The sequence below is a fragment of the Streptomyces sp. NPDC058671 genome (assembly GCF_042716475.1).
In the GTDB taxonomy this organism is placed as follows: Bacteria; Actinomycetota; Actinomycetes; order Streptomycetales; family Streptomycetaceae; genus Streptomyces.
This window is the reverse complement of the sequence record NZ_JBHXSA010000016.1, coordinates 72,115-96,902: the sequence shown is the minus strand read 5'-3', so window position 1 is coordinate 96,902 and position 24,788 is coordinate 72,115. Positions and strand designations below refer to the sequence as shown.

The following is a 24,788-nucleotide window of genomic DNA, read 5'->3' as shown; positions in this document are numbered from 1 at the left end:
CCGGGGCGCCTGTTCAGCCGGACCCAGGAGAGGCACGCAGGACACAATTGCGACAAATTACTCTTATCGAGCTTGTGGATCGAGAGGCAGGTCATGTCGAACCCCGATACGAGTACGGGCGCCCACACCGGTTCCCCGCCGACCGCCAAGCTGACGCTCGTCACGCTCACCGCGATGGTCGTCGGGTCCATGGTGGGAGCCGGCGTGTTCTCGCTGCCGCGGAGGTTCGCGCAGGAGACCGGTGTCGCGGGCGCGCTGATCGCCTGGGCCGTCGCCGGCTGCGGCATGCTGATGCTCGCGTTCGTCTTCCAGACGCTGGCCGTGCGCCGCCCGGACCTCGACGCCGGTGTCTACGCGTACGCGAAGGCCGGCTTCGGCGAGTACCTGGGCTTCTTCTCGGCCTTCGGCTACTGGGCGAGCGCCTGTGTCGGCAACGTGACGTACTGGGTGCTCATCATGTCGACGATCGGTGCGATCGCGCCGGCGCTCGGGGACGGTGACACCACCCTCGCCATCGTCCTGTCCTCGGCCGGACTGTGGGCGTTCTTCCTGCTCATCCGGCGAGGGGTGAAGGAAGCCGCGGCGATCAACCGGATCGTGACCGTGGCCAAGGTCGTGCCGATCATCGTCTTCGTCATCCTGGCCCTGTTCTTCTTCGAGCCGTCCGTCTTCGCCGACAACTTCGGCGGCGAGGACTACGCGGGCTCGCTGTTCAACCAGGTCCGCGGCACCATGCTCGCCACCGTCTTCGTCTTCCTCGGCGTCGAGGGCGCCAGCGTGTACTCACGGCACGCCAAGCGCCGCGAGGACGTGGGCCGTGCCACGATCCTGGGCTTCCTCAGCGTCTTCGCCGTCTTCGCCTCGGTGACCATCGTGTCGTACGGCATCCTGCCGATGAGCGAGATCGCCGAGCTGCGCCAGCCCTCCATGGCGGGCGTCCTGGAAGCCGCGGTCGGCACCTGGGGCCAGGTCTTCGTCAGTGTCGGCCTCATCGTCTCCGTCCTCGGCGCCTACCTCGCCTGGACCCTCATGGCCGCCGAGGTGCTGTTCGTGGCCGCCAAGGACGAGGACATGCCGCGCTTCCTGGGACGCTCCAGCGGCGACGACGTCCCCGTCCCCGCCCTGCTGATGACCACGGCCCTGAGCCAGGTCGTCCTGGTCGTCACCGCCTTCTCCGACGACGCCTTCAACTTCGCCCTCGACCTGACGAGCTCGCTCAGCCTGATTCCGTTCCTGCTGGCCGCCGCCTTCGCGGTGAAGATCGCCCTGCGGCCCGCCCAGGAGCAGGTGGCCGGCCGGAGCACCCGACGGGAGCTGGTCGTGGGCGTCCTCGCCACGGTGTACACGGCGTTCCTGCTGTACGCGGCCGGGCCCAAGTTCGTCCTGGTGTCCTTCATCATCTACGCGCCCGCGACCCTCCTGTTCGTCAAGGCCAGGCGCGAGCAGGGCAGACAGCTCTTCTCCGGGCGGGAGCCGGTGATCCTGGCCGTCTCCGTCGCCGGCGCCGTCCTGGGGGTCCTGGCCCTCGCGACCGGCTGGATCAGCCTCTGAGCCCACCGCCTCCTCCGACACGTCACCCGTCCCCCGTATCGAAAGGTCCCGCATGACCAGCAACGACGCTTCCTCCGGGCCCGCGCTCGGCGTGCACTCCGAGGTCGGACGGCTCCGCAAGGTCCTCGTCTGCTCGCCGGGGCTCCCCCACCGCCGGCTGACCCCGACCAACTCGGACGACCTGCTCTTCGACGACGTGATGTGGGTGGAGAACGCGCAGCGCGACCACGCCGACTTCGTCAACAAGCTGACCCAGCGGGGCGTGGAGGTCGTCGAGCTGCACAACCTGCTCACCGAGACCATGGCGATCCCCGAGGCGCGGACCTGGCTCCTCGACCGGAAGATCACCGCCAACGAGGTCGGACTCGGCCTCATCGACGACACCCGCGCCTTCCTCGACTCCCTCGCACCGCGCGATCTGGCCGAGTACCTCATCGGCGGCCTGTCGACGGCCGACCTTCCCGACGCGTTCCGGTCCGGGTACGTCTCCCTGGCCCGGGAGGCCACCGGGGCGCGCGAGTACCTGATGCCGCCGCTGCCGAACACGCTCTACACCCGGGACACCACCTGCTGGCTGTACGGCGGGGTGACGCTGAACCCGCTGTACTGGCCCGCACGGCACGGCGAGACCCTCCTCATGAAGGCGGTCTACTCCTTCCACCCCGACTACAGGGACGCCACCGTCTGGTGGGGCGACCCCGAGGAGGACTGGGGCCAGGCCACCTTCGAGGGCGGCGACATCATGCCCGTCGGCAACGGCGTCGTCCTCATGGGCATGAGCGAGCGCACCTCGCGCCAGGCCATCACCCAGGTCGCGGCCTCCCTGTTCAGGAACGGCGCCGCCGAGCACGTCATCGTCGCCGGGATGCCGAAGCTGCGCTCCGCGATGCATCTGGACACCGTCTTCACCTTCGCGGACCGCGACATCGTCACCCTCTACCCGAAGATCATGGACGCGGTCCACACCTTCTCGCTGCGCCCCGGCGACAAGGCACCCGGGGTCGACATCACCGACGAGGGCAGCACCCCCTTCGTGGACGTGGTCGCCAAGGGCCTCGGCCTGTCCGGGCTCCGGGTGATCGAGACCGGCGGCGACGTGTACGCCTCCGAGCGGCAGCAGTGGGACAGCGGCAACAACGCGGTCGCCCTCGAACCCGGCGTCGTCTTCACGTACGACCGGAACACCCAGACCAACACGCTGCTGCGGAAGGCGGGCGTCGAGGTCATCACCATCGTCGGCGCCGAGCTCGGCCGGGGGCGCGGCGGCGGTCACTGCATGACCTGCCCGCTCGTCCGCGACGCGGTCGCGTTCTGACGGTCGTCCCGTCCGGGGACACGGAGAACCGGCCGCCCCAGGGGGGTGGCCGGTTCTCCGGGTCGGCGCCGGGGGGCCGGGTCAGCCGTCGCTCGCGTCCGGTCCGGCCAGTTGTGCGGCGAGTTCCCGTTCGCTCTGTTCCGGCAGCGAGGTCTTGAGGACGGTTCCGCCGAACTCCTCCATGGCGGCGGCGAACGCGTCCTCGGTGATCCTCGACGCCATGATCACGACGGCGGCCGACCCGGGTTCGAGCAGCGACCTGACCTTCTCGCGGAACGCGTTGTCGACGCCCATCTGGTTCAGCTTGCCGATGATCCCTCCGACGGCGGCGCCCACGACGCCGATCCCCGGGGTGAGGATCAGCATGCCGAGGACCATGCCCCACAGGGCGCCGGCGGTGGCCGAGAGGGCTGTCCTGCCCTCTCTCTTGGCCGGGGTGTCCACATGGGTCTCGCCGTCCGCGTCCACGGAGACGACCGCGAGGCCCTTCAGCTCGACGACATCGCTGTCCTCGAGCTCCTGGACCGCGGCGAAGGCCCGGTTCGCGACGGCGCGATCGTCGTAACCGAGGACGATCAGTTCGGACATGGGACTCTCCTCCTGTGTCGGTACCGCTTCTGTCAGTACCGCTGTGCCTTGACGAGCTTCGGGGTCAGGACCGGCTCGGCGGGCTGCCGGCTGATGACCACCGGTTGCTCGCGGCCGCCGGGTTCGAGGTCCTCGACGCCGACGAACTGCGTCTCGACGACCTTGCCCGACGGGTCGAGGAAGTCGACCTGGACGGCGTAGGAGGCTTCCTCGTCCGTCTTGTTGGTGATGTTCAGGACGACGGCGAGACGACCACCGGTCTCGGACCGCGGCTTGCCCGTCATGCCGACGTCGCCCACGGCGTTGCCCCGGCCCTGCACGTCTTCGAGGGCGTCCTCGGCCTCCTGGCGCGAACGCTCGATCTCGGTCCCGATGGACGCCTTGCGCGACGCCTCACGCTCGGACGCCGAGGCCGCCGCGGAGGAGGCGGACGCGCGCGCCGACTCGACCGCCTCCGCCGCCTCCGAGGCGCCGGCGGACGGCGCCTCCCCCGAGAACCGGGCCGTGTCGGGGGCCGAGGGACGTTCGCTGAACGTGGGAGTGCCGGTGTCGTCGTTCCCGGTGTCGCAGGCGACCAGGCCGGTCGCGCCGAGGCCGGCGACGACGACGGCGACGGCCGCGCTCGCCGCGCGGGCGCGCACCGACCGGTCCGCCCGCGCCGTTGAGGGGTTCACAGGATGCGTCCTCTTCTCTGGTGGGGTCGTGCTCTGGAGGTGGGCCGGGGGCCGTGGGTCGCGGTCGTGCCGGTGGTCAGTAGCGGAGGACGCCGGCGATGCGGTCCATGTCGAGCAGGGTGTCGTCGCGTACGAACTGGACCTCGGCCCCGGTGTCGAGGGCCCGCTCGACGATCTCGTCGACCATGTCGTCCCGGGCCCCCTCCTCGGAGGGCTCGGCGGGCTCCAGATGGCCGCCGTCGTCCCGTACGACGGTCCGGTAGTGGTCCTCGACGGCGAGCAGGCGGACCCGGCCCTCCTTCACGGCCTGCCACACCTCGTCGATCCCGCCGGCGAACTCCCGCCGTCCCCGGGCGGCGTCGAGTTCGGCGACGACCGTGGCCGACGCGGCGGCCTCGCGGGCCGCGCGGGCGGGCTCGACGGCCTCCCGCACCGCCGTCGCGGGTCCCCGCGCCAGACCGCCGTGCTGGACGGGCGCGGTGCCCGGCTGGAGCGGTCCTGTCTCCTCGAAGAGCGCGAGGGCGGCGGGGTCACCGAGCACGTACAGCGGGCGCGGGCGGGAGGCGAGGACCGCGCGCAACGCCTGGTGCGCCTCGCGGAGGAACTGCCGGGTGGCCTCGTCGCGGAAGGTGCTGGGCACGTCACCGACCCGCTGCTCGCGTTCCACGTCCTGGACGTCGAGGTCGCGGGAGAACGGGAAGCCGTCTCCGGTGTGCTCGGTGACCCGCTCGGGGTCGCCGCTCCACAGCGAGACCCGGTCGGCCGCCACCGCGACCGTCCAGGAGGGCTGTTCGGCGGCCCGGGCCGCGACGAGGTTCCGGGTGAGGAAGGTGTCGGCGAGGACGACGCGCTCCGGGACCGTCCGGGCCACCGTCCACACGTGGTGCTCCCCCGGCGCGACGAAGATCACCAGTCCGTCCTCGGCGTGCGCGAGGTCGACCTCGGCCACCGCCCGCCGCAGCTGGTCCAGGACATCGGCACGCCGCTCCCGGGTCACCGCCGGATCGTCGTGGATGGCCTTCTCCGCCGTGGCCACGAGGTTGCGGAGGCGCACGGGGTCCTGGGCGTTCTCCGGTTCGCGGCGGTGGGTCGGCATCGCGAGGGACACGGCGGGGTACGGGCGGGGCTGTCGCAGTTTCGCGAGCAGGTCGCTGCTGAGCGCGGGGTCCATGGGGAAGCCTTCCTGGCGAATCCGGCGGTTCTGCGGGGACGGCCGGGCGGATACGACGGGGCGGATGCGGTCGTGGGGTGGTGGGGGGGGAGGGCGTGGGCTCTGCGGGCGGGGCGTGGGGGTGAGGGCGTGGGCTGCGGGCGGGACGTAGGGGTGAGGCGCGGGCTCTCCGGGCGGGGCGGGTGGGACGCGCGGGCGCTTCGGACGGGGTGTGCGGGCGGGGGCGGCTACTGCGGGCCGGCCAGCTGGTCGGCCAGTTCCTTCTCGTCCTGGTCGCTGAGCGAGGTCTTGAGGACGGTGCCGCCGTGCGGCTGCATGGCCACCGTGAACTTGTCGTCGGTGACCTTCGACGCCATGATCACGAGGGCGGCCGCACCGGGTGTGAGGAGGTCCCCGACCTGCCGGCGGAACCGGTCGTCGACTCCGGACTTGCTGAGCTTTCCGACGAGGCCGCCGAGGGCCGCTCCGGTGAGGAGTCCGAGCCCGGGCAGCAGGAAGAGAATGCCGAAGATCGCTCCCCACAGGGCGCCGGACGCGGCGGAGGCCCCCACGAGTCGGCTGGTGGTGTCGACGTGGGTCCTGCCGTCCGCGTCCACGGAGACCACCGCGAGACCGTTCAGGTGGACCACGTAGTCCCGTTGCAGGTCCTGCACCGTGGCGAACGCCCGCTCGGCCACTTGCGGGTCGTCGTATCCGATGACGATGAGCTCAGACATTCCCGCCTCCTGCCGCGGCGCTGTGCGCCGGACGTCCGCGTCGCCCTGCGGTGGAGAGGCCGGAGCGACCTCTCCAGGGGCCACAAGACGTCATTTTGTCCCGACATGTACCGCATCGCGACTCGTGCCCCACCTGGGCGGGTGACACCCGCGCGTCCAGGGGCTCACACGGCGCCCCGGCGCACTGTGTGACCGGTGTTACGGACCATGATCGACCCGGTTGACACGGGTGTAACGGGCATTGCGTACGGTCGGGGCTCGAACGGTTCCACAGAGAGGCGCCCCGGTGACCCCACAGGACTCGGCGGACCCCCGGGGCGGTACGGCCGAACAGGTGCGGACCGTCTGCTCGTACTGCGGTGTCGGGTGCGGCCTGCTCCTCGACATCGGCCGGGGACCCGACGGGCGCCGTACGGTCCTCAGGGCGACGGGCGACAAGGACCACCCGGCCAACCGGGGGCGGCTCTGCACCAAGGGCGCCACCACCGCCGACCTGCTCGCCGCACCGGGCCGTCTGACCACCGCGCTCGTGCGCGAGGAGCGGGGCGCCGCCCCCGTGCCCGCGGACACCGACCGCACCGTCACCGAGACCGCACGCCGGCTGCGCGCGATCGTCGACGAGCACGGTCCCGACGCGGTCGCGCTCTACGTCTCGGGGCAGATGAGCCTGGAGGCCCAGTACCTCGCCAACAAGCTGGCCAAGGGCTTCATCGGCACCAACCAGATCGAGTCCAACTCCCGGCTCTGCATGGCGAGCGCCGGTACCGGCTACAAGCTCTCCCTCGGCGCCGACGGCCCGCCCGGTTCCTACGACGACCTCGACAAGGCCGACGTCTTCCTCGTCATCGGCTCCAACATGGCCGACTGCCACCCCATCCTGTTCCTCCGCATGATGGAGCGGGTCAAGGCCGGGGCGAAGCTGATCGTCGTCGATCCCCGGCGCACCGCCACCGCCGACAAGGCCGACCTCTTCCTGCGGATCAGGCCGGGCACGGACCTCGCGCTCCTCAACGGCCTGCTGCACCTGCTGCACGAGAACGGGTACACCGACCCCGCCTTCGTCGCCGCGCACACCGAGGGCTGGGAGGCGATGCCGGCGTTCCTCGCCGACTACCCGCCGGCCGTGGTCGCCCGCATCACCGGCATACCCGAGGACGACATCCGTACCGCCGCCGAGTGGATCGGCACGGCGGGCGAATGGACCAGCTGCTGGACCATGGGCCTCAACCAGTCCACCCACGGCACCTGGAACACCAACGCCCTGGTCAACCTGCACCTGGCGACCGGCGCGATCTGCCGCCCCGGTTCGGGACCCTTCTCCCTGACCGGCCAGCCCAACGCCATGGGCGGGCGCGAGATGGGCTACATGGGCCCCGGCCTGCCGGGGCAGCGCTCGGTCCTGGTCGACGAGGACCGGGCGTTCACCGAGGAACTCTGGGACCTGCCGCCCGACACGATCCGCGCGGACGGCTCGGGGCGGGGCACCGTCGACCTCTTCCGGCGCATGGCCGACGGGGAGATCAAGGCGTGCTGGATCATCTGCACCAACCCGGTCGCCTCCGTCGGCAACCGGGCCACCGTCGTCGAGGGCCTGCGGACGGCCGAGCTCGTCATCACCCAGGACGCCTTCGCTGAGACCGAGACCAACGCGTACGCGGACGTCGTCCTGCCCGCCGCCCTCTGGACCGAGACCGAGGGCGTCCTCATCAACAGCGAGCGCGGTCTCACCCACACCAGACCGGCCGTCGACCCGCCGGGCGAGGCCCTCGCCGACTGGCGGATCATCGCCCGCGTCGCCTGCGAGATGGGGTACGAGAAGGCGTTCTCGTACGACAGCGCCGAGGAGATCTTCGAGGAGATCGCACGGGCGGGGAACCCGAAGACCGGGTACGACCTGAGCGGGGTCTCGTACGAGCGGCTGCGCGCCACCCCCGTCCAGTGGCCGGCCGCGCCCGGGGGGCCCGCCCGGAACCCCATCCGGTACGTGACCGGGGACGGCGCGGGACCCGTCTTCCCGACGGCGAGCGGCCGGGCCGTCTTCCACGCCCGGCCGCACATCGACCCGGCCGAGATGCCCGACGACGCGTATCCGTTCGTCCTGAACACCGGCCGTCTCCAGCACCAGTGGCACACCCTCACCAAGACCGGGAAGGTCGCCAGGCTCAACCGGCTCAACCCGGCGCCGTTCGTCGAGCTGCATCCCGAGGACGCCCTGCGGCTCGGCATCGCGGAGGGCGACCCCGTGGAGATCGCCTCGCGGCGCGGCAGGGCCGTGCTCCCGGCGGCGGTCACCGACCGGGTCGGTCCGGGCACCTGCTTCGCCCCCTTCCACTGGAACGACCTCTTCGGCGAGGACCTGTGCGTCAACGCCGTCACCCACGACGCCGTCGACCCCCTCTCCTTCCAGCCCGAGCTGAAGGTGTGCGCGGTGTCGCTGACGAAGGCGGCGGCTCCGGCGGCCCTGGTCCCGGCGGTCGCCTCGGACCCCGCGCGGTCGGCTCCGGTCGGGGTCACGGCCGTGGCCGGGCAGACCCTGATCCCGAGCGGCGGCCTGCCGGCCGGGCCGGCGGCCGCCTTCGGCCTCCAGCCGAGCCCGCCGCCCGCCCTGACCGCAGAGGAGCGGCAGTACCTCGTCGGCTTCCTGGCCGGGCTGGAGACGGGAGCGCCCGGGGTGCCCGTGCTGCCGGCCGGCGCTCCCTTCCGCGCGGATCACGCCCGCTGGGTGAACGGGGTCCTGGCGGGGCTCTACTCCCGCACTCCGCAGCCACCGGCCGCGGGCGGCGAGGACACGGCAGGCCGCGAGGTGCTCGTGCTGTGGGCCTCCCAGACCGGGAACGCCGAGGACTTCGCCGCCGCCACCACCGAGCGGCTGGTGTCCGCCGGCCATCGGGCGGCGCTCGCGGGCATGGACGAGACCGACCTCGGTGCGCTGCCGCCCGCCGCCGATCTCCTTCTGATCACCAGCACGTTCGGGGACGGGGACGCTCCGGACAACGGCGCCGGGTTCTGGGACGCGCTCGCCGCGCCCGACACCCCGCGCCTGGACGGGCGCCGCTATGCCGTGCTCGCGTTCGGGGACTCCTCGTACGGCGACTTCTGCGGGCACGGGCGGCGCCTCGACCTGCGGCTCGACGAGCTCGGGGGCGTACGCCTCGCGCCCCGTACCGACTGCGAACCCGACTACGAGCCGTCCGCCCTCGCGTGGCTCGACCAGGTCCTCGCGGGACTGTCCGAGGCGACGCCGGATCCTCAGGCCGTGGCGGCCTCCCCGGCTCCCGCTCCCGCCCCGGCACGCCGGTCCGGGCCGGCGACCACGAACGCCCGGCTCGTGGGGAACCGGCTCCTCAGCCTGCCGGGGGCCGGCAAGGAGGTCCGCAGGTTCACCTTCGACACGAGCGAGGCCGGGACGCCGCTCGGCTACGAGAGCGGCGACGCCCTCGGCGTGCAGCCCGTGAACTGTCCGGCGCTCGTGGCCGAATGGCTGGCCGCCACCGGGCTCGACGCCGACGTCCCCGTGGAGCTTCCCGGCGCGGGCCGCGTGCCCTTCGGTGAGGCACTGCACCGTCATCTCGACATCACCGGCGTCTCCCCCGCCCTCCTCGGCTTCGTCACCGAACGGACCGGCGACCGGGACCTGAAGAGGCTGCTGCGGCCCGACAACAAGGACGGGCTGGCCCAGTGGACCTGGGGCCGTCAGGCCGTGGACGTCCTGGCCGAGCACGCGGTCCGCGCCACCGCGCAGGAGTGGGCCGACGTCCTCGGCCGCCTCAGGCCCCGGCTGTACTCGATCTCCTCCAGTCCGCTCACCGACCCCCACCAGGTGTCGCTGACCGTCTCCGTCGTCCGTTACGAGAACCGTCACGGCCGTCCCCGCAAGGGCGTCTGCTCGCCGTTCCTCGCCGACGCCGAACCCGGCGCGGAGGTCCCGGTCTTCGTCCAGCGCGCTCCGCGTTTCCGGCCCCCGGCCGACCCCGCGACCCCGATGGTGATGGTGGGTCCCGGCACCGGCGTGGCGCCCTTCCTCGGCTTCCTCGACGAGCGCCGGTCGCTCGGCCACCGGGCTCCGAACTGGCTCTTCTTCGGCGAGCAGCACCGTGCCACCGACTTCTACTACGAGGAGGAGCTCACGGCCCTCCTCGCCGACGGCACCCTGGACCGGCTCGACACCGCCTTCTCCCGCGACCAGCGCGCCAAGGTCTACGTGCAGGACCGGATGCGGGAGCACGGACCGCAGCTGTGGTCCTGGCTCCAGTCCGGCGCGCACTTCTACGTGTGCGGTGACGCCGCCCGGATGGCGAAGGACGTCGACCGCGCCCTTCGCGACATCGCCGTCACCCATGGCGGGCTCGACGAGGAATCGGCGGGCGTGTACGTCAAACAGCTGGCCGCCGACAAGCGGTACGTCCGGGACGTGTACTGACTCGGGTGTGCGGGCGCCCGGGCGGAGCGGGTCACCCGCTTGCCGGTCACCGGGTTGACGCTAATGTCGATATATGGCCACATGCGTACCTTCGTCCCCCCGCTCCCGCGGCGGCGGTACGGGGGCGTACGGAAGGAGCCTGCCATGACCCGTACATTGCGTGGCGCGATAGCCCTGGCCGGAGCGACGGCCCTCTGCGCGGGGGCGGTCGCGACCAGCGGGGCGTCCCAGCCGGAGTCCGCGGCCCAGGGCGAGGTGAAGATCGGCCTGCTGCTGCCGGAGAGCAAGACCACGCGGTACGAGAAGTTCGACCGGCCGTACATCGAGGCCAAGATCAAGGAGCTGGCGCCCGACGCCCAGATCGACTACTACAACGCCGCCGAGAACGCCACCACCCAGCAGCAGCAGGTGAACACGGCACTCGCCAAGGGCGACAAGGTCCTCATCCTGGACGCGGTGGACGCGAAGTCGATCCAGTCCTCCGTGCAGAAGGCCCGTGACGCGGGCGTGAAGGTCATCGCGTACGACCGCCTCGCACAGGGCCCGGTCGACGCGTACGTCTCGTACGACAACCGCAAGGTGGGCGAACTCCAGGGCAAGGCGCTCCTCGACGCGCTCGGCGACAAGGCCGGGAGCGGCGAGATCGTGATGCACAACGGCTCGCCGACCGACCCGAACGCGGCGGAGTTCAAGGCCGGGGCGCACTCGGTCCTGGACGGCAAGGTGAAGATCGGCAAGGAGTACGACACGCCGAACTGGGACCCGAACAACGCCAACCAGCAGATGTCCGGCGCGATCAGCGCCCTGGGGAAGGACAAGATCGTCGGTGTCTACTCGGCCAACGACGGACTGGCCGCCGGCATCGCCACCGCCCTGAAGGCGGCGGGCATGAACGTGCCGCTGACCGGCCAGGACGCGCAGCTCGACGCGATCCAGCGGATCCTGCTCGGCACCCAGACGATCACGGTCGAGAAGCCGTACAAGCCGGAGGCCGACATCGCGGCCACCATGGCGGTCAACCTCGCCGAGGGCAAGCCGCTCCCGGCCGATCTGACGCCCACCACCGTCACGAGCGGCAGCGGTCAGAAGGTCCCGGCCAACCTGCTGACGCCGGTCGTGGTCGACAAGACCAACATCAAGGACACCGTCGTGAAGGACGGCCTGTACACGGTCCAGGAGATCTGCACCCCGACGTACGCCGCGGCCTGCAAGGAGGCCGGTCTCCAGTAGCCGCGTGGCCTTCCATCCCGATGGGGCGGAGCGGCCCGTGCGAGCGGGCGAGCGGAGGAGGCGGTTCCGTTGCCGGAGTCACCCGTGCTCACACTGCGAGGGGTCTCGAAACGGTTCGGCGCGGTGCAGGCGCTGAAGGATTTCGACCTGGACGTGCACCCCGGTGAGGTGGTCGCGCTCGTCGGCGACAACGGCGCCGGCAAGTCCACCGCCGTCAAGGCGATCGCCGGGGTGAACCCGCCCGACGAGGGCGTCATCACCTGGGAGGGCCGCCCGGTCTCCATCGGCCGGCCGCACGACGCCCAGAACCTGGGGATCGCCACCGTCTACCAGGACCTGGCGCTGTGCGACAACCTCGACGTGGTCGCCAATCTGTTCCTGGGCCGGGAGCTGCGCCGCTTCGGCATCCTCGACGAGGTCCGCATGGACCAGCGTGCGCGCGAACTGCTCGACACCCTGTCGATCCGCATCCCGAGCGTACGCATCCCCGTCGCGTCCCTGTCCGGTGGTCAGCGTCAGACGGTCGCGATCGCGCGCTCGCTGATCGGCGCGCCGAAGGTCGTCATCCTGGACGAGCCCACCGCCGCCCTGGGCGTGGAGCAGACCGCCGAGGTCCTCGACCTGGTCGAGCGGCTGCGCGAGCAGGGCCTCGGGACCATTCTGATCAGCCACAACATGGTGGACGTGATGGCGGTCGCCGACCGGATCGCCGTGATGCGCCTCGGCCGGAACAACGGCTTCTTCGACAAGCGCTCCACGTCCACCGAGGAGATCATCTCCGCGATCACGGGGGCCACCGACAGCGCCGTCACCCGCCGCCGGGCCCGTAAGCAGGAGGAGGAGCGATGAGCCGCGACCGAGGCCGCGCCGACCCTCCGGGCGGAGGTCCCGGTGCGGGCGACACCCAGGAACCGGCGCCCGGCGCCGTGCCGGCCGTCGACACGCGTCTCCTCGTCCGGGAGGAGGGCCTCAAGGGGTACGTGGGCGAGTTCCGGCGCAAGGTGCGCAGCGGTGAGCTGGGCTCGCTTCCCGTCGTCCTCGCCGTGATCATCATCTGGACGGTCTTCGGCAGCCTGAACAGCACGTTCCTCTCGGCCCAGAACCTTTCGGACCTCAGCCAGCAGATCGTCGGCACCGGCATGATCGCCGTCGGCATCGTCTTCGTCCTGCTGCTCGGCGAGATCGACCTCTCGGTCGGCTCGGTCAGCGGTCTGTGTGCCGCGATCTTCGCCGTGCTCAACGTCCTGAACGGCATGAACCAGTGGCTGGCGCTTCTGATCGCCGTGGCGGGCGGAGCGGTCGTCGGTCTCCTCCAGGGGTTCTTCTTCGCGAAGGTCGGCGTGCCGGCCTTCGTGGTCACCCTCGCGGGCAACCTCGCCTGGAACGGGCTGATGCTCCAGGTGCTCGGCACCAGCGGCACCGTCAACATCCCGAGCGAGAGCGTCGTCTCCCGGCTGTACTCGACGGTCTACCACAGCCCGGCCGCCGCGTACGTGACGGCCGCCGTCGGGGTCGGGCTGTTCCTGGCGGCCTCGCTCCTGGACGCCAGGCGCCGCCGGGCGGCCCGGGTGCCGTTCCGGCCGGTCGCCGAGATCGTGCTGCGTACGGCCGTCATCGCCGCGCTCGCCTTCACCACCGCGTACATCCTCAACCGCTACCAGGGCCTGCCCCTGGCGCTGCTGATCTTCCTGATCGTGCTGGTGCTCCTGGACTTCGTGCTGCGGCGCACCACCTACGGCCGGCGGATCTTCGCAGTGGGCGGCAACATCGAGGGCGCGCGCCGGGCCGGTATCAGCGTGCCGTTCGTGCGGATGTCCGTCTTCTCCATCGCCGGGACCATGGCGGCGATCGGCGGCATCTTCCTCGCGGGCCAGATCCAGTCCGCGAGCCAGACCTCCGGCGGCGGCAACCTCCTGATGAACGTCATCGCCGCCGCCGTCATCGGCGGCACGAGCCTCTTCGGCGGCCGCGGCTCGGTCTGGTCCGCCCTGCTCGGCGCGCTGGTGATCGGCTCCATCCAGTCCGGTATGAACATCATGGGCGTCAGCAACGCCGTCCAGTTCATGATCACGGGCTCGGTCCTGCTGGCGGCCGTGGTCGTCGACTCCCTGTCCCGCCGAAGCCAGAAGGCGGCGGGCCGGGCGTGACCCGGGGGGCCCTGGTCCGGCCCGCTCCGAACGAAAGGGCCTAGTCGGACGGGCCCGAGGTGCCGGGGCCGATGCGTAGTTCGAAGTCGCCGTCGTACTGCTCGTGGCCCGCGATCACGGCGAGTTCGACGACTTCGAGGCCCACCTCGCCCCGGACGATGAGCGGGTCCTCGCGCAGGTCCCGCATCAGCGCCAGGCACATGCCGATCATGACCAGGACGAACGGCGCCGCCACCAGGATCGTCAGGTTCTGCAGGCCTGCCAGCGCGTCGCCCTGGCCGTCGCCGATGAGGAGCATGATGGCCGCGACCGCTCCGGTCACCACGCCCCAGAACACGACGACGAGGCGGGCCGGCTCGAAGGCGCCGCGCTGGGAGAGCGTGCCCATGACGATCGAGGCGGCGTCCGCCCCCGAGACGAAGAAGATCCCGACGAGGATCATGACGAGGAGACTCATCGCGCCGGCGATCGGGAACTCCTGGAGCACGCCGAAGAGTTGCCCCTCGGGGGTGGTCTCCCCCGCGAGTTCGCCCTGCTCGCTGAGCTTCATCGCCGTGCCGCCGAAGACCGCGAACCACACCAGGCTGACGGTGCTCGGCACCAGGATGACCCCGCCGACGAACTGGCGGATGGTCCGGCCCCGGCTGATCCGCGCGATGAACATGCCGACGAACGGCGTCCAGGAGATCCACCAGGCCCAGTAGAAGACGGTCCAGCTGCCGAGCCAGTCGTGGATGTTCGCACCGCTGGTCGCCTCGGTGCGGCCCGCCAGCTGCGGCAGGTCGCCCACGTAGGCGGCGAGCGAGGTGGGCAGCAGGTCGAGCACGATGATGGTGGGGCCGGCCACGAACACGAACAGGGCGAGCACGGCGGCCAGCACCATGTTGGTGTTGGAGAGCCACTGGATGCCCTTCTCCACACCGGACACGGCGGACAGGACGAAGGCCGCGGTGAGCACCGCGATGATGGCGACGAGCAGTCCGGTGCCGGTCTTCTCCATCCAGCCCAGTTCCTGGAAGCCGCTGCCGATCTGGAGCGCGCCCAGGCCCAGCGAGGCCGCGGAGCCGAACAGGGTGGCGAAGATGGCCAGGATGTCGATGACCCGGCCGGGCCCGCCGTACGCCCGCCGCTCGCCCATCAGGGGGACGAAGACGGCGCTGATGGTCTGACGGCGGCGGCGCCGGAACGTGGAGTACGCGATGGCGAGTCCCACGACCGCGTAGATCGCCCACGGGTGGAGCGTCCAGTGGAAGAGCGTGGTGGCCATCGCGGTCTGCATCCGCTCGGCCGAGTCGGCGGGGTGGGTGCCGGGCGGCGGGGTGCCGTAGTGGGCGAGCGGCTCGCTCACGCCGTAGAACATGAGGCCGATACCCATACCCGCGCTGAACATCATGGCGATCCATGACACCGTGCGGAACTCCGGGCCCTCCCCCTCCTGGCCCAGCGTGATCCGCCCGTAGCGGCTGATGGCCAGCCAGAGCGCGAAGACGACGAAACCGGACGCGGCCAGCATGAACGCCCAGCCGCCGTTGGTGATCAACCCTTCGAGGAGGGAGCTCGACGTGCTCTGCAGACTGTCCGTGGCCGTGGCGCCCCAGACGACGAAGGCCACCGTGAGGACGGCGCTGACCCCGAACACGATCCAGTCGGTACGGGCGCGATGGTGGTGGTCGGGGCGGTGGGGCAGATTGGCCCTCACCGAAAGGCCGCTTCTTCCGCCCCGCTCGCCGTCGGCTCTGCGGCCGTCGGGCCTCTTCTCCTGCAAGGGATGACACCTTTCACGGCTCTACGACGGTTCGGAACTACGCGATCAAGACATGACATGACAGATATGCGGATGTCCTGCTAAGGCAGTACCACAGTCGAGGCCGGACTCCCGGGACCAACAGACCCCCACGGCGTCCCCGGTGACCGCTCGTCCTGCAGCGGATCGTCGACCGGCGGTACGCCCCGGGGGGCCCTGCCCGCGGAGCAGGGGACGCGCGAGGTGGCCGCCCACACGGCGTTCCCCGTGTGCGTCGTAGCCCTGCACCACGACGACGCGCACCCAGGGCCGTGCCCGCGTGGGCTTCCGTCTTCGCGGCCGCGGGCGCCCCGGCCCACTTCGTCCCCGTCCGCGGCGAGTGCCTGCCCCAGATCGTCGTGGACGTGCCTCGCCGGGACATGGTGGCGCACGGCGGTGTCGTCGTGGCCCGGGGGACGGGCAGTTCGTCGACTGGACGCCCGCCGAGCCGACGGCCGGTCGGACACCCGTGGAGGGTGCCCGACCGGCCGCCTTCACGGGCGCCCGACCGGGCCGTCTTCGCGTACGGGGCCTACAGGTACGGTCGCGTGATCAGCTCGAAGGCGTGACCGGCGGGATCCTTGAAGTAGACGCCCCGGCCGCCGTGTTCGGTGTTGGTCTCGCCGGGACGCTGCATCTGCGGGTCGGCCCAGTGCTCGATCCCCTGGTCGCGGAGCCGCCCGTACGCGCGGTCGAACAGCTCGTCGTCGACGAGGAACGCGTAGTGCTGCATCTGGATGTCGAACGGGGGCTCGGCGAACTGGATGAGCACGCCGTCGGCGAGCTGGACGTTGAGGAAGGGGCCCCAGGACGGCGCTTCGGGGAGTTCCAGCAACTCCCGGAAGAACGTCGCCGATTCGTGGCGGTCCTTGGCGGCGATGATGGTGTGGTTGAACGTGACTGCCATGTGGATGACCTCGCTGTTGATTCGACACGGAAACGGACTCGTCGCGCTCGCGCGCTGAGGAGGTCCACGTGCCGAACCGAGGGGGTGCTTGCGGCGCACCCTCCGAGCGGTCAGTCGTCCACCGGATGGCCCGTCTGTGTGTGGCGTCGAGTCGCCGGTCCGGTGTTCACGTCGGGCGACGCTACTTGATCACGACCGGGGTGGCAAGGCGTCAGGTACTCCCCGCTCCGCCTTCCGACGCTTGGACGCCGACCCTGCGCGAAGCCTTGCCACGCCTCAGAGGGCACCCTATTGTCCCGGGCAGAAAGCGCTTTCCATGCGTTCATGGGCGCCTCCCCCAAGGCTGCCGTGAACGGTTTCCCCCCGGGCCGAACGGCGTCCCACCCCCCAACGTTGACAGACCAGAAGGACGGCGAGCATGAGACGACCAGTCGCATTTCGACTTCACGCGGCAGCGGCAGCGATGGCCTTGGCGGCCGCCACCGGCGTGGTGCTGTCGATGCCTCAGGCGGCGGCCGCGACCGGCGGCGCCACCGGCTACGCGACGCAGAACGGCGGAACCACCGGCGGCGCGGGCGGACAGACGGTGCGGGCCACCACCGGCACCCAGATCCACGCGGCCCTGTGCGGCCGGGCCAGCAGCAGCACCCCGATCACCATCCAGGTCGAGGGAACCGTCAACCACGCCAACACGGCCAAGGTGTCGGGCACCAGCTGCAGCACGGCGGCCGGTGTCATCGAACTCAAGCAGATCAGCAACGTCACCATCGTCGGGGTCGGCGCGGGCGCCGTCTTCGACCAACTCGGCATCCACATACGCGAGTCCCGCAACATCATCATCCAGAACGTGACCGTCAGGAACGTGAAGAAGTCCGGCTCACCCATCTCCAACGGTGGTGACGCCATCGGCATGGAGAGCAACGTCCGCAACGTCTGGGTCGATCACGTCACCCTGGAGGCGTCGGGCGGTGAGTCCGAGGGCTACGACGGCCTCTTCGACATGAAGGACAACACCCAGTACGTGACCCTGTCGTACAGCGTCCTGCGCAACTCCGGTCGCGGCGGCCTCGTCGGATCCAGCGAGACGGAGCTCTCGAACGGCTTCATCACGTACCACCACAACCTGTACGAGAACATCGACTCGCGCGCGCCCCTGCTCCGCGGCGGCATCGCGCACATGTACGACAACCACTACCTGCGGATCAACGAGTCCGGCATCAACTCCCGGGCAGGCGCCCGCGCCAAGGTGGACAACAACTACTTCGAGGACTCCAAGGACGTCCTCGGCACCTTCTACACGGACGCCGCCGGATACTGGCAGGTCGGCGGCAACGTCTTCGACAACGTGACCTGGTCCGCCCGCGGCACCGACAACAACCCGGCCGGGCCGAACCCGCAGTCGAACACCACCGTCACCATCCCGTACGCCTTCACCCTCGACCCCGCCACCTGCGTGCCGGACGTCGTCAGCCGGACGGCGGGCGCCGGCAAGGGACTTCAGGTGTCTAACGGCAGCTGCTCGCCGCAGACGCCCACGCCCACCCCGACGGCGACGTCCACGACACCCACGCCCACGCCGACCGCCACCACTCCCGCTCCCACCACGCCCACCCCCGGGCCGACCCAGCCGGGCGGGACGAACCTCAGCATCGGCGCCGGCTCCGACGGTTCGAGCAAGGCGGACGGTACGAGCTACGGCAACGTGCGGGACGCCAACCTGAGTACGTACTGGTCGCCGGCCGGCACGACCGGCTCCGTGTCGATCAAGTGGGGCTCCGCCACCACCGTCTCCTCCCTCGCCATCCGTGAGGCGGCGGGCGCAACGGGCGCCGTCGGGTCCTGGCGGGTCCTGAACGGCGACACCGGAGCCGTTCTCAAGTCCGGCAGCGGGGCGGGCGTCATCACCATCCCCCGGACGGCGTTGACGAAGCTCACCTTCGAGATCGTCAGCTCGACCGGGACCCCCCGGATCGCCGAGTTCGAGACGTACGCCGGCTAGCCCCCACGCGTAGAGGTCCGGGTCCGGAGGCGTCCGGGCCCGGACCGGTCACTCCTGGGCGATGGGGAGTCGACACCTCCGTGACGACTTGTCGCCAACGGCACGGCCCGCCGCGTACGGGCCGTTCCCGATGGGCAGCATCCTCCGCATGCCGGGCCATACCCCCGCGAAAGGAGCGTGCCGTGCTGTCCGACTTCTTCGACCGGCTGTTGAGGCGTGGTGGCGCCGGTCCGGGCGGGCCCGCCCGGACACCGGGGACCCTCGTGCTCGACGCGGACTTCTCCTCCGCCGAGCAGTGGGTCGCCGGCCGGTCCTGGGCCTATCCCGGCGGCGGACCGACCAACCCGGGCGACAACAAGCTCGACCACCTCGTGGAGGACCCCTCGTACAGCAGGACGGGGGTCTTCCGGGCGACCCGGCGGTCCGACGGCAACTGGGACGCGGGGCTGCTCACGACCGAGGGCAGCTCCGAGGGTTTCCTGGTGCGGGCGGGCGACGTCCTGGAGGCGCGGGTGCGACTGCCGGTGGAGACCGGTGCCTGGCCGGCGATCTGGACCTGGCTCGACGGCGGGCAGGAGATCGACGTCTTCGAGTACCACCCCGACAACCCGGACCTGCTGGAGCTGTCGAACCGGATCCGGGGCCGCCACCTCTACTACCGGGACTCGGCCGTCCAGCCGGGGGCCTGGGTGGACCTCCGGGTCGAGCTGGGCGCGCGCAACGTGGTGTGGTGGGTCAACGGCGCGCGGGTGTTCGACGACCGGCGCGGGGTGGGGCGCTCCTGGCGGGCCCATCTGATCGTGAACCTGTCGGTGTGCGCGGGGCGGTACCACCCGGCGCCGGACGCCGGCACGTCGGAGATGTCGTACGAGGTGGCGGAGCTGCGCGTGTACCGGGGCTGATCCCTCGACGGGGGTCGGCGGCACTCGCCCTCCTTCGGGAACGCGTCGGCGGCCCCGCCTTCGATCAGGAACACGAGGGGGAGGCGGACCCCCGGGGAACGGACGTTGCGTAGGCTCCGACGGAGCGTTCCGCGCGCCCGCACCGGGCCGTCCGTACGACGAGGAGGACTCCCCCATGAACACCGCCGACGAGGGACGGCAGCAGCTCGACGTGGCCAGTGTGCTCAACGCGAAGAGCACACTGCTCCAGCTTCTCGCCCGCGCGGGGGTCTACACAGGCGACGCCGAGGAGCTGATCGGGCTCGTCGAGGCCGGTGCGCTCGCCCTGGCGCACTCCGAGCTCGGCGGCGACCGGTGGAGCGCGCCGGAGGAGAAGGGCGAGCTGTACGCGTCCGGCTGGGCCGACGGAGTCCGGGCGGTGACCGACGGGCTCGCGGCCGTCGCCGAGCAGGCCCTCGTCCGCGCCGTCACCTCCGGTCCCACGGCCTCGTCCGCCGACGAGCGCTCCCCCGTCGGGCGGGCGGAGATGGAGCGGGCGAAGGTGGCGGTCACACCGCTGTACCTGTCGTTCGCAGAGGTCTCCGACCTCGATCCCGAGGTGACCGAGCAGGTGCTCGGCGCGGTCCTCCGGACGATGAGCCCCCGGCAGCGGGCGGGGTATCCGGGGCGGCTGTCGGAGTTCGCCTCGGCGCACCACGGTCACCTGGAGCGGCTGTACGCGGAGTTCGGTCCCGGCAGCCCGATCGCGATCCACGGCCGCTACTCCCTCGTGCACTCCCCCACCAGTGTCGCCGTGCTTGAGCGTCTCGCCGTGACGCCGTCGGCCCTGCACGAGGAGTGGGACGCGGCCGAGCTTCCGCCCGCGTGGCTCGACGGCCTGACGACGGCGTGGGGATCTCCGGGCTGAGCGCACGGGAGCGCAACTCGCGTGGCGAACGAGGTGGTCACGCACTCTTCACTCCAAGGAAGCGCTGCGGCAACGCAGTTCAACCTCCGAGTCGCTTAGGTTAGGCTAAGTTAACTTCATGTACGCCGACTTGGGGTGCGCAGCGGAGGGGGAACGGCGATGAGGACGCTCGACGGACAGCGCGCTGCCGGTGCCGTGGAGGCCGTGGCAGCGGCGGGCGCCGCGACGGCCGCGGAACAGCCCTCGCGGGACGCCCCGTGGTCGGAGGAGGCGCGGGGCCGTACCGTCGTCGTCAAGTGCGGCGGCAGCACCCTGGCGGACGCCGCGCTCCGGCGCTCGTTCGCGCAGGACGTCGTCGAACTGTGGCAGGCGGGACTGCACCCGGTCGTGGTGCACGGGGGCGGCCCCCAGATCAGCGCGATGCTCGGCCGGCTCGCCCTCGAGGTCCGGTTCGAGGCGGGACTGCGGGTGACCACGCCCGAGGCCATGGACGTGGTCCGCATGGTGTTGACCGGGCAGGTGCAGCGGGAGCTCGTCGGCGCCATCAACGCCCATGGGCCGTTCGCCGTCGGCATGTCCGGCGAGGACGCGCACACGCTGACCGCCGTGCGCCGCCCGGCCTGGGTGGACGGCCGGCCCGTCGACATCGGTCTCGTCGGCGACATCGTGAGCGTGGCCCCGGACACGGTGCGGAACCTCGTCGCGGGGGGCCGAATCCCGGTCGTCTCCCCCGTCGCCCGAGGCACGGACGGGCAGGTCTACAACGTGAACGCCGATCTCGCGGCCTCGGCCATCGCCGTCGCCCTCGGCGCCGACCGGCTCGTGATGCTCACGGACGTCCCCGGGCTCTACGCGGACTGGCCGCGGAGCACCGAGGTGATCCCCCGTCTGCACGCCGGCGAACTGGCCGCCCTGCTCCCCGGCCTCGCGGGCGGGATGCTGCCCAAGATGGAGGGCTGCCTGCGGGCGGTCCGGTCAGGGGTCGGCCGGGTCCATGTCCTCGACGGGCGTACGTCCCACGCCGTCCTCCGAGGCGTCCTGACCGAGGAGAACCCCGGCACCACGGTGCTGCCCGACGAGGCGCCGGAGGACGAGCAGTCCCGCGGGTGACGTCCTCCCGGGCGGCCGGCCCGTGCTCCGTCCCCGCCCGGTCCGCAGGGCGTGGGCGACGGGTGGACGGGGCCCCCGCAGGGCGTCCGGCCGCAGCGGCCCCCATGGCGAGAAGGCGCGCGTTCGTCGGCCTGGTACGGAGCGCGGGTCGTCCGTTCCCGGTCTCCGTCGTCAGGGGGTCCTGGCCATCACCGTGGCAGCGGTGTCCTCCGCGTGGGGGGCCGTCACCGGGTCGAGGTCGGTCGGCGCGTAGCGCCGGGGGGCCGCAGGGACCATCAGCGGGGTCCCCGTCTCCGGGTCGTCGATGATGCGGCAGGGCAGGCCGAACACGTCCTCGACCAGCTCGGCGGTCATGACGGTCGACGGGTCGCCCTCGGCCGCGATCACTCCGCCGGGGCGCATCACGATCAGGTGCGTGGCGTAGCGACAGGCCTGGTTGAGGTCGTGCAGGACCGCCACGATCGTGTGACCCCGGCGGGCGTGGAGTTCGGCGCACAGGTCGAGGACCTCGACCTGGTGCGCGATGTCGAGGAACGTCGTCGGCTCGTCGAGCAGCAGGATCGAGGTCTGCTGGGCGAGGACCATGGACAGCCAGACGCGCTGGCGCTGGCCGCCTGACAGGTCGTCGACGGGCCGGTCGGCGAGTTCGAGGACGCCGGTCTGCCGCATCGCCTCGACCACGGCCGTCTCGTCGTCGGCCGACCACTGCTTCAGCAGGCCCTGGTGCGGATACCGGCCGCGGGCGACGAGGTCGCCGACGGTGATGCCGCCGGGGGCGGTCGAGGACTGCGGGAGCAGACCGAGCCGGCGGGCGACCTCGCGTGAGCGGTACGAGGCGATGGCCGCGCCGTCCAGGTAGACCTGCCCTGCCCTCGGCTTGAGCATCCGGGCGAGGGCGGTCAGCAGGGTGGACTTGCCGCAGGCGTTCGGTCCGATGATGACCGTGAAGGAGCGGTCGGGGATCTCGACGGCGAGGCCGGTCGCCACGGTCCGCTGGTCGTGGCAGAGGGTCAGGTTCTCGGCGCGCAGGCGGGAGACGGGACCGTTCGTTGCTGTCATGCGCGGCTCTTTCGCGACTCGGAGACCAGTAGCCAGATGAGGTAGAGCCCGCCGACGCAGCCGGTGGCCGTGCCGACCGGGAGGAGCGCGGGGGCGAAGAGGCGCTGCACCGCGAGGTCGCTCACGGCGAGCATGACCGCGCCCATGAGGGCGGAGGGCAGCAGGGCGGGCCCGGACGAGCGGACGAGTCCGCGGGCCACCTGGGGTGCGGCCAGGGCGATGAACCAGATGGGGCCGGTGACGGCGGTGGCGAACGCGGCCAGGGCGACGCTGATCACGAGCAGGACGGTGCGGGTGCGCGTCACGTCGACGCCGAGGGCCATGGCGGTGGTGTCGCCCATCTCGACCATGGAGAGGCGGCGGGAGAGGAAGAAGGCGAGGGGCAGCAGCACGGCGACGGCCAGGCCGATGGCGTGGGCGTGCGTCCAGAGCCGGTTCCCCAGGCTGCCGATCATCCAGGCCTGTGCCTCCAGTGCCTCCTGGAAGGTCGCGCGGGTGATCAGGTACGAGTTGACGGCGAGGAGCAGGGCGCTGACGCCGATGCCGACGACGACGAGCCGGAAGCCCTGGATGCCCCGGCCGAGCATGAGGAGGTGGACGGCGAGGGCCGTGGCGAGGCCGCCGATCAGCGCGCCGAGCGCGATCTGCGCCATGCTGCCGTGCACCACGACGATGACGAAGAGGGCGCCGACGGCGGATCCGTTGGTGAAGCCGACGATGTCGGGGCTGCCCAGCGGGTTGCCCGTGATGCTCTGCAGGATGGCCCCGCTCACCGCGAGGGCGGCGCCGACGCAGAGGGCGGTGACGAGGCGCGGCATACGCAGGGTGTTGACGACGAAGTCGGCGGCCCCCGATCCGTCTCCGGTCAGTGCCCGCACGACCTCCCCGACGGTCAGGTCGAAGTCGCCGGTGGCCAGGGTGACACCCGCGACGGCGACGAGCACGACGAGGAGGGCCGCGGTGACGGCGACGGTACGGCCCCGGACGAGCACGGAGACCCCGCCGCCCCGGGTGCGGACGACCCGGCCGCTGACGACACGGGGCCGGCCGACGGCGGATGCGGGCGTGGGTGCGGGTGCGAGCGCCGTTTCGGGCGGGGAGGCCTTCGCCTTCCGTACGGCAGTCACAGCATGACCAGCTTTCGGCGACGGCACAGGGCGATGAACAGGGGGGCGCCGACGAACGCGGTGACGATGCCGACCTGCACCTCGCCGGGCGCGCCGAGGACCCGGCCGACGATGTCGGAGCCGATGAGGAGGACGGGGGCGATCAGCATCGAGTACGCGAAGACCCAGCGCTGGTCGGGGCCGACGACGAACCGGGCGATGTGCGGTACGGCGAGGCCCACGAAGCCGATCGGTCCGGCGGCGGCGGTCGCGGCCCCGCACAGGAGCATCACGGCGACGGCGCCGAGGACGCGGGTCCGGCCGACGTCGACGCCGAGGGCCCGGCCCATCTGGTCGCCCATGGCCAGGGCGTTGAGCGACGGGGCGAGGACGAGGGCGATGACGAGGCCCACGCCGATGAACGGCAGGGACATCAGGACGATGTCCTGGTAGCGGCCCGCGAGGGAGCCGACGGTCCAGAAGCGGAACTGGTCGAAGGCCCTCGGATCGAGCAGCAGGACCGCCCAGTTGAAGGCGTACAGCACGGCGGTCACGGCGGCGCCCGCGACGACGAGCCGCTCGGGGGAGGCGAGCTTCCGGCCGGAGGAGCCGAGGAGGAAGACGCCGACGGACGCGGCGGCGGCGCCCGCCAGGGCGAACCAGACGTATCCGAGCGGGGCCGCGACGCCGAAGAAGGCGATGGCGACCACCACGCCGGCGGAGGCGCCCAGGTTGACGCCGAGCATGCCGGGGTCGGCGAGCGGGTTGCGCGTCAGGGCCTGCATCAGGGCACCGCCGAGGCCGAGGGCCGTGCCGACGAGGAGGCCGAGGATCGTCCGGGGGACGCGGTAGTCGTGGATGATCACCGAGGTCTCCGAACCGTCCGGGTTCCACAGGACGTTCCAGGTGGCGGTGAAGGGGATGCCCCGGGTGCCCACCCAGACGCTGAGGAGTCCCACCAGGACCAGGGCGGCGACGCCGAGGACCAGCCCCAAGCCCCGGAACGCCACACCGGCGCGGCCCGTGCGCGACGGCGCGGCCGGATCGGGGGCCTTCGCCGCGGGGTGCTCCTCGGCCGGTTGTCCCGACACCACCCGGGATTCGACGGACAACGACAACTCCCCCTGGCGGCGGTTCAGATGTACGACGAGAGACCCGCGGCGCGCGGGCCGACGGCTCGCGACTTAGGTGAGCCTAACCGAA

At 71.6% G+C, this 24,788-nt stretch carries 19 protein-coding genes; 10 read left to right on the top strand and 9 right to left on the bottom strand.

Annotated features, from left to right (window positions below; genetic code table 11):
• Positions 1-93: 93 nt before the first annotated feature.
• Complete coding sequence (locus tag ACFWV2_RS20890; protein ID WP_384406469.1) at positions 94-1,551, top strand: basic amino acid/polyamine antiporter; 1,458 nt, start codon at positions 94-96, stop codon at positions 1,549-1,551.
• 52 nt (positions 1,552-1,603) lie between these two features.
• The gene (locus ACFWV2_RS20885) at positions 1,604-2,866 is read left to right on the top strand and encodes an arginine deiminase (RefSeq protein ID WP_384406468.1); all 1,263 of its coding nucleotides are present in this window, start codon (positions 1,604-1,606) and stop codon (positions 2,864-2,866) included.
• An 81-nt stretch (positions 2,867-2,947) separates the two neighbouring features.
• On the opposite strand, the gene ACFWV2_RS20880 is transcribed toward ACFWV2_RS20885, so the two are convergent.
• From ACFWV2_RS20880 to ACFWV2_RS20865, 4 genes are all read right to left on the bottom strand, one after another.
• Complete coding sequence (locus tag ACFWV2_RS20880) at positions 2,948-3,454, bottom strand: DUF1269 domain-containing protein (protein WP_384406467.1); 507 nt, start codon at positions 3,452-3,454, stop codon at positions 2,948-2,950.
• 32 nt (positions 3,455-3,486) lie between these two features.
• On the bottom strand, positions 3,487-4,128 hold the full coding sequence (locus ACFWV2_RS20875) for a hypothetical protein (protein ID WP_384406466.1): 642 nt from the start codon (positions 4,126-4,128) through the stop codon (positions 3,487-3,489).
• Positions 4,129-4,204: 76 nt separating this feature from the next.
• Positions 4,205-5,299, bottom strand: a complete 1,095-nt coding sequence (locus ACFWV2_RS20870) for a chemotaxis protein (protein WP_384406465.1) — start codon at positions 5,297-5,299, stop codon at positions 4,205-4,207.
• Between the two features lie 227 nt (positions 5,300-5,526).
• The gene (locus ACFWV2_RS20865; RefSeq protein WP_384406464.1) at positions 5,527-6,015 is read right to left on the bottom strand and encodes a DUF1269 domain-containing protein; all 489 of its coding nucleotides are present in this window, start codon (positions 6,013-6,015) and stop codon (positions 5,527-5,529) included.
• 286 nt (positions 6,016-6,301) lie between these two features.
• On the opposite strand from ACFWV2_RS20865, the gene ACFWV2_RS20860 reads away from it, so the two are divergent.
• The 4 genes from ACFWV2_RS20860 to ACFWV2_RS20845 all read left to right on the top strand — a co-directional run bounded on the left by ACFWV2_RS20860 (position 6,302) and on the right by ACFWV2_RS20845 (position 13,812).
• Positions 6,302-10,435 (top strand): molybdopterin-dependent oxidoreductase, encoded by a 4,134-nt coding sequence (locus ACFWV2_RS20860; RefSeq protein WP_384406463.1) that lies wholly within the window; start codon positions 6,302-6,304, stop codon positions 10,433-10,435.
• Positions 10,436-10,579: 144 nt separating this feature from the next.
• Positions 10,580-11,665 (top strand): substrate-binding domain-containing protein, encoded by a 1,086-nt coding sequence (locus tag ACFWV2_RS20855; protein WP_360790544.1) that lies wholly within the window; start codon positions 10,580-10,582, stop codon positions 11,663-11,665.
• Positions 11,666-11,734: 69 nt separating this feature from the next.
• Positions 11,735-12,514 (top strand): ATP-binding cassette domain-containing protein, encoded by a 780-nt coding sequence (locus ACFWV2_RS20850; RefSeq protein WP_384406462.1) that lies wholly within the window; start codon positions 11,735-11,737, stop codon positions 12,512-12,514.
• The gene (locus ACFWV2_RS20845; RefSeq protein WP_384406461.1) at positions 12,511-13,812 is read left to right on the top strand and encodes a sugar ABC transporter permease; all 1,302 of its coding nucleotides are present in this window, start codon (positions 12,511-12,513) and stop codon (positions 13,810-13,812) included. Before ACFWV2_RS20850 ends, ACFWV2_RS20845 begins: the two co-directional genes overlap by 4 nt.
• Before the next feature lie 40 nt (positions 13,813-13,852).
• On the opposite strand, the gene ACFWV2_RS20840 is transcribed toward ACFWV2_RS20845, so the two are convergent.
• On the bottom strand, positions 13,853-15,511 hold the full coding sequence (locus tag ACFWV2_RS20840; protein ID WP_384406460.1) for a BCCT family transporter: 1,659 nt from the start codon (positions 15,509-15,511) through the stop codon (positions 13,853-13,855).
• Positions 15,512-16,127: 616 nt separating this feature from the next.
• Positions 16,128-16,502, bottom strand: a complete 375-nt coding sequence (locus tag ACFWV2_RS20835; protein WP_384406459.1) for a VOC family protein — start codon at positions 16,500-16,502, stop codon at positions 16,128-16,130.
• A gap of 418 nt (positions 16,503-16,920) precedes the next feature.
• On the opposite strand from ACFWV2_RS20835, the gene ACFWV2_RS20830 reads away from it, so the two are divergent.
• The 4 genes from ACFWV2_RS20830 to argB all read left to right on the top strand — a co-directional run bounded on the left by ACFWV2_RS20830 (position 16,921) and on the right by argB (position 21,420).
• Positions 16,921-18,501: a polysaccharide lyase family 1 protein gene (locus ACFWV2_RS20830; protein WP_384406458.1), complete on the top strand. Its 1,581-nt coding sequence runs from the start codon at positions 16,921-16,923 to the stop codon at positions 18,499-18,501.
• Between the two features lie 206 nt (positions 18,502-18,707).
• A complete protein-coding gene (locus ACFWV2_RS20825) occupies positions 18,708-19,403 on the top strand; it encodes a beta-glucanase (protein ID WP_384406584.1) in 696 nt (231 codons plus the stop codon).
• A gap of 175 nt (positions 19,404-19,578) precedes the next feature.
• On the top strand, positions 19,579-20,310 hold the full coding sequence (locus ACFWV2_RS20820; protein WP_384406457.1) for a hypothetical protein: 732 nt from the start codon (positions 19,579-19,581) through the stop codon (positions 20,308-20,310).
• Positions 20,311-20,469: 159 nt separating this feature from the next.
• Positions 20,470-21,420 carry an acetylglutamate kinase gene (gene argB / locus ACFWV2_RS20815; RefSeq protein ID WP_384406456.1) on the top strand — a complete coding sequence of 317 codons (951 nt, stop codon included), beginning with the start codon at positions 20,470-20,472 and terminating at the stop codon, positions 21,418-21,420.
• A gap of 171 nt (positions 21,421-21,591) precedes the next feature.
• Here argB and ACFWV2_RS20810 read toward each other — a convergent pair whose 3' ends face one another.
• Genes ACFWV2_RS20810 through ACFWV2_RS20800 form a run of 3 tightly spaced genes read right to left on the bottom strand, consistent with a single transcriptional unit; the run spans position 21,592 to position 24,703 of the window.
• The gene (locus ACFWV2_RS20810; RefSeq protein ID WP_384406455.1) at positions 21,592-22,479 is read right to left on the bottom strand and encodes an ABC transporter ATP-binding protein; all 888 of its coding nucleotides are present in this window, start codon (positions 22,477-22,479) and stop codon (positions 21,592-21,594) included.
• Positions 22,476-23,606: a FecCD family ABC transporter permease gene (locus tag ACFWV2_RS20805; RefSeq protein WP_384406454.1), complete on the bottom strand. Its 1,131-nt coding sequence runs from the start codon at positions 23,604-23,606 to the stop codon at positions 22,476-22,478. The genes ACFWV2_RS20810 and ACFWV2_RS20805 overlap by 4 nt, the downstream gene beginning before the upstream one ends.
• Positions 23,603-24,703, bottom strand: a complete 1,101-nt coding sequence (locus ACFWV2_RS20800) for a FecCD family ABC transporter permease (protein ID WP_384406453.1) — start codon at positions 24,701-24,703, stop codon at positions 23,603-23,605. The genes ACFWV2_RS20805 and ACFWV2_RS20800 overlap by 4 nt, the downstream gene beginning before the upstream one ends.
• Between the last annotated feature and the right edge of the window lie 85 nt (positions 24,704-24,788).

Excerpts from the sequence above, each read along its gene's own strand:
- ACFWV2_RS20890 (WP_384406469.1), top strand. The coding sequence starts at position 94 with ATGTCGAACCCCGATACGAGTACGGGCGCCCACACCGGTTCCCCGCCG.
- ACFWV2_RS20885 (WP_384406468.1), top strand. The coding sequence starts at position 1,604 with ATGACCAGCAACGACGCTTCCTCCGGGCCCGCGCTCGGCGTGCACTCC.
- ACFWV2_RS20880 (WP_384406467.1), bottom strand. The coding sequence starts at position 3,454 with ATGTCCGAACTGATCGTCCTCGGTTACGACGATCGCGCCGTCGCGAAC.
- ACFWV2_RS20870 (WP_384406465.1), bottom strand. The coding sequence starts at position 5,299 with ATGGACCCCGCGCTCAGCAGCGACCTGCTCGCGAAACTGCGACAGCCC.
- ACFWV2_RS20865 (WP_384406464.1), bottom strand. The coding sequence starts at position 6,015 with ATGTCTGAGCTCATCGTCATCGGATACGACGACCCGCAAGTGGCCGAG.
- ACFWV2_RS20855 (WP_360790544.1), top strand. The coding sequence starts at position 10,580 with ATGACCCGTACATTGCGTGGCGCGATAGCCCTGGCCGGAGCGACGGCC.
- ACFWV2_RS20845 (WP_384406461.1), top strand. The coding sequence starts at position 12,511 with ATGAGCCGCGACCGAGGCCGCGCCGACCCTCCGGGCGGAGGTCCCGGT.
- ACFWV2_RS20835 (WP_384406459.1), bottom strand. The coding sequence starts at position 16,502 with ATGGCAGTCACGTTCAACCACACCATCATCGCCGCCAAGGACCGCCAC.
- ACFWV2_RS20830 (WP_384406458.1), top strand. The coding sequence starts at position 16,921 with ATGAGACGACCAGTCGCATTTCGACTTCACGCGGCAGCGGCAGCGATG.
- ACFWV2_RS20820 (WP_384406457.1), top strand. The coding sequence starts at position 19,579 with ATGAACACCGCCGACGAGGGACGGCAGCAGCTCGACGTGGCCAGTGTG.
- argB (WP_384406456.1), top strand. The coding sequence starts at position 20,470 with ATGAGGACGCTCGACGGACAGCGCGCTGCCGGTGCCGTGGAGGCCGTG.
- ACFWV2_RS20810 (WP_384406455.1), bottom strand. The coding sequence starts at position 22,479 with ATGACAGCAACGAACGGTCCCGTCTCCCGCCTGCGCGCCGAGAACCTG.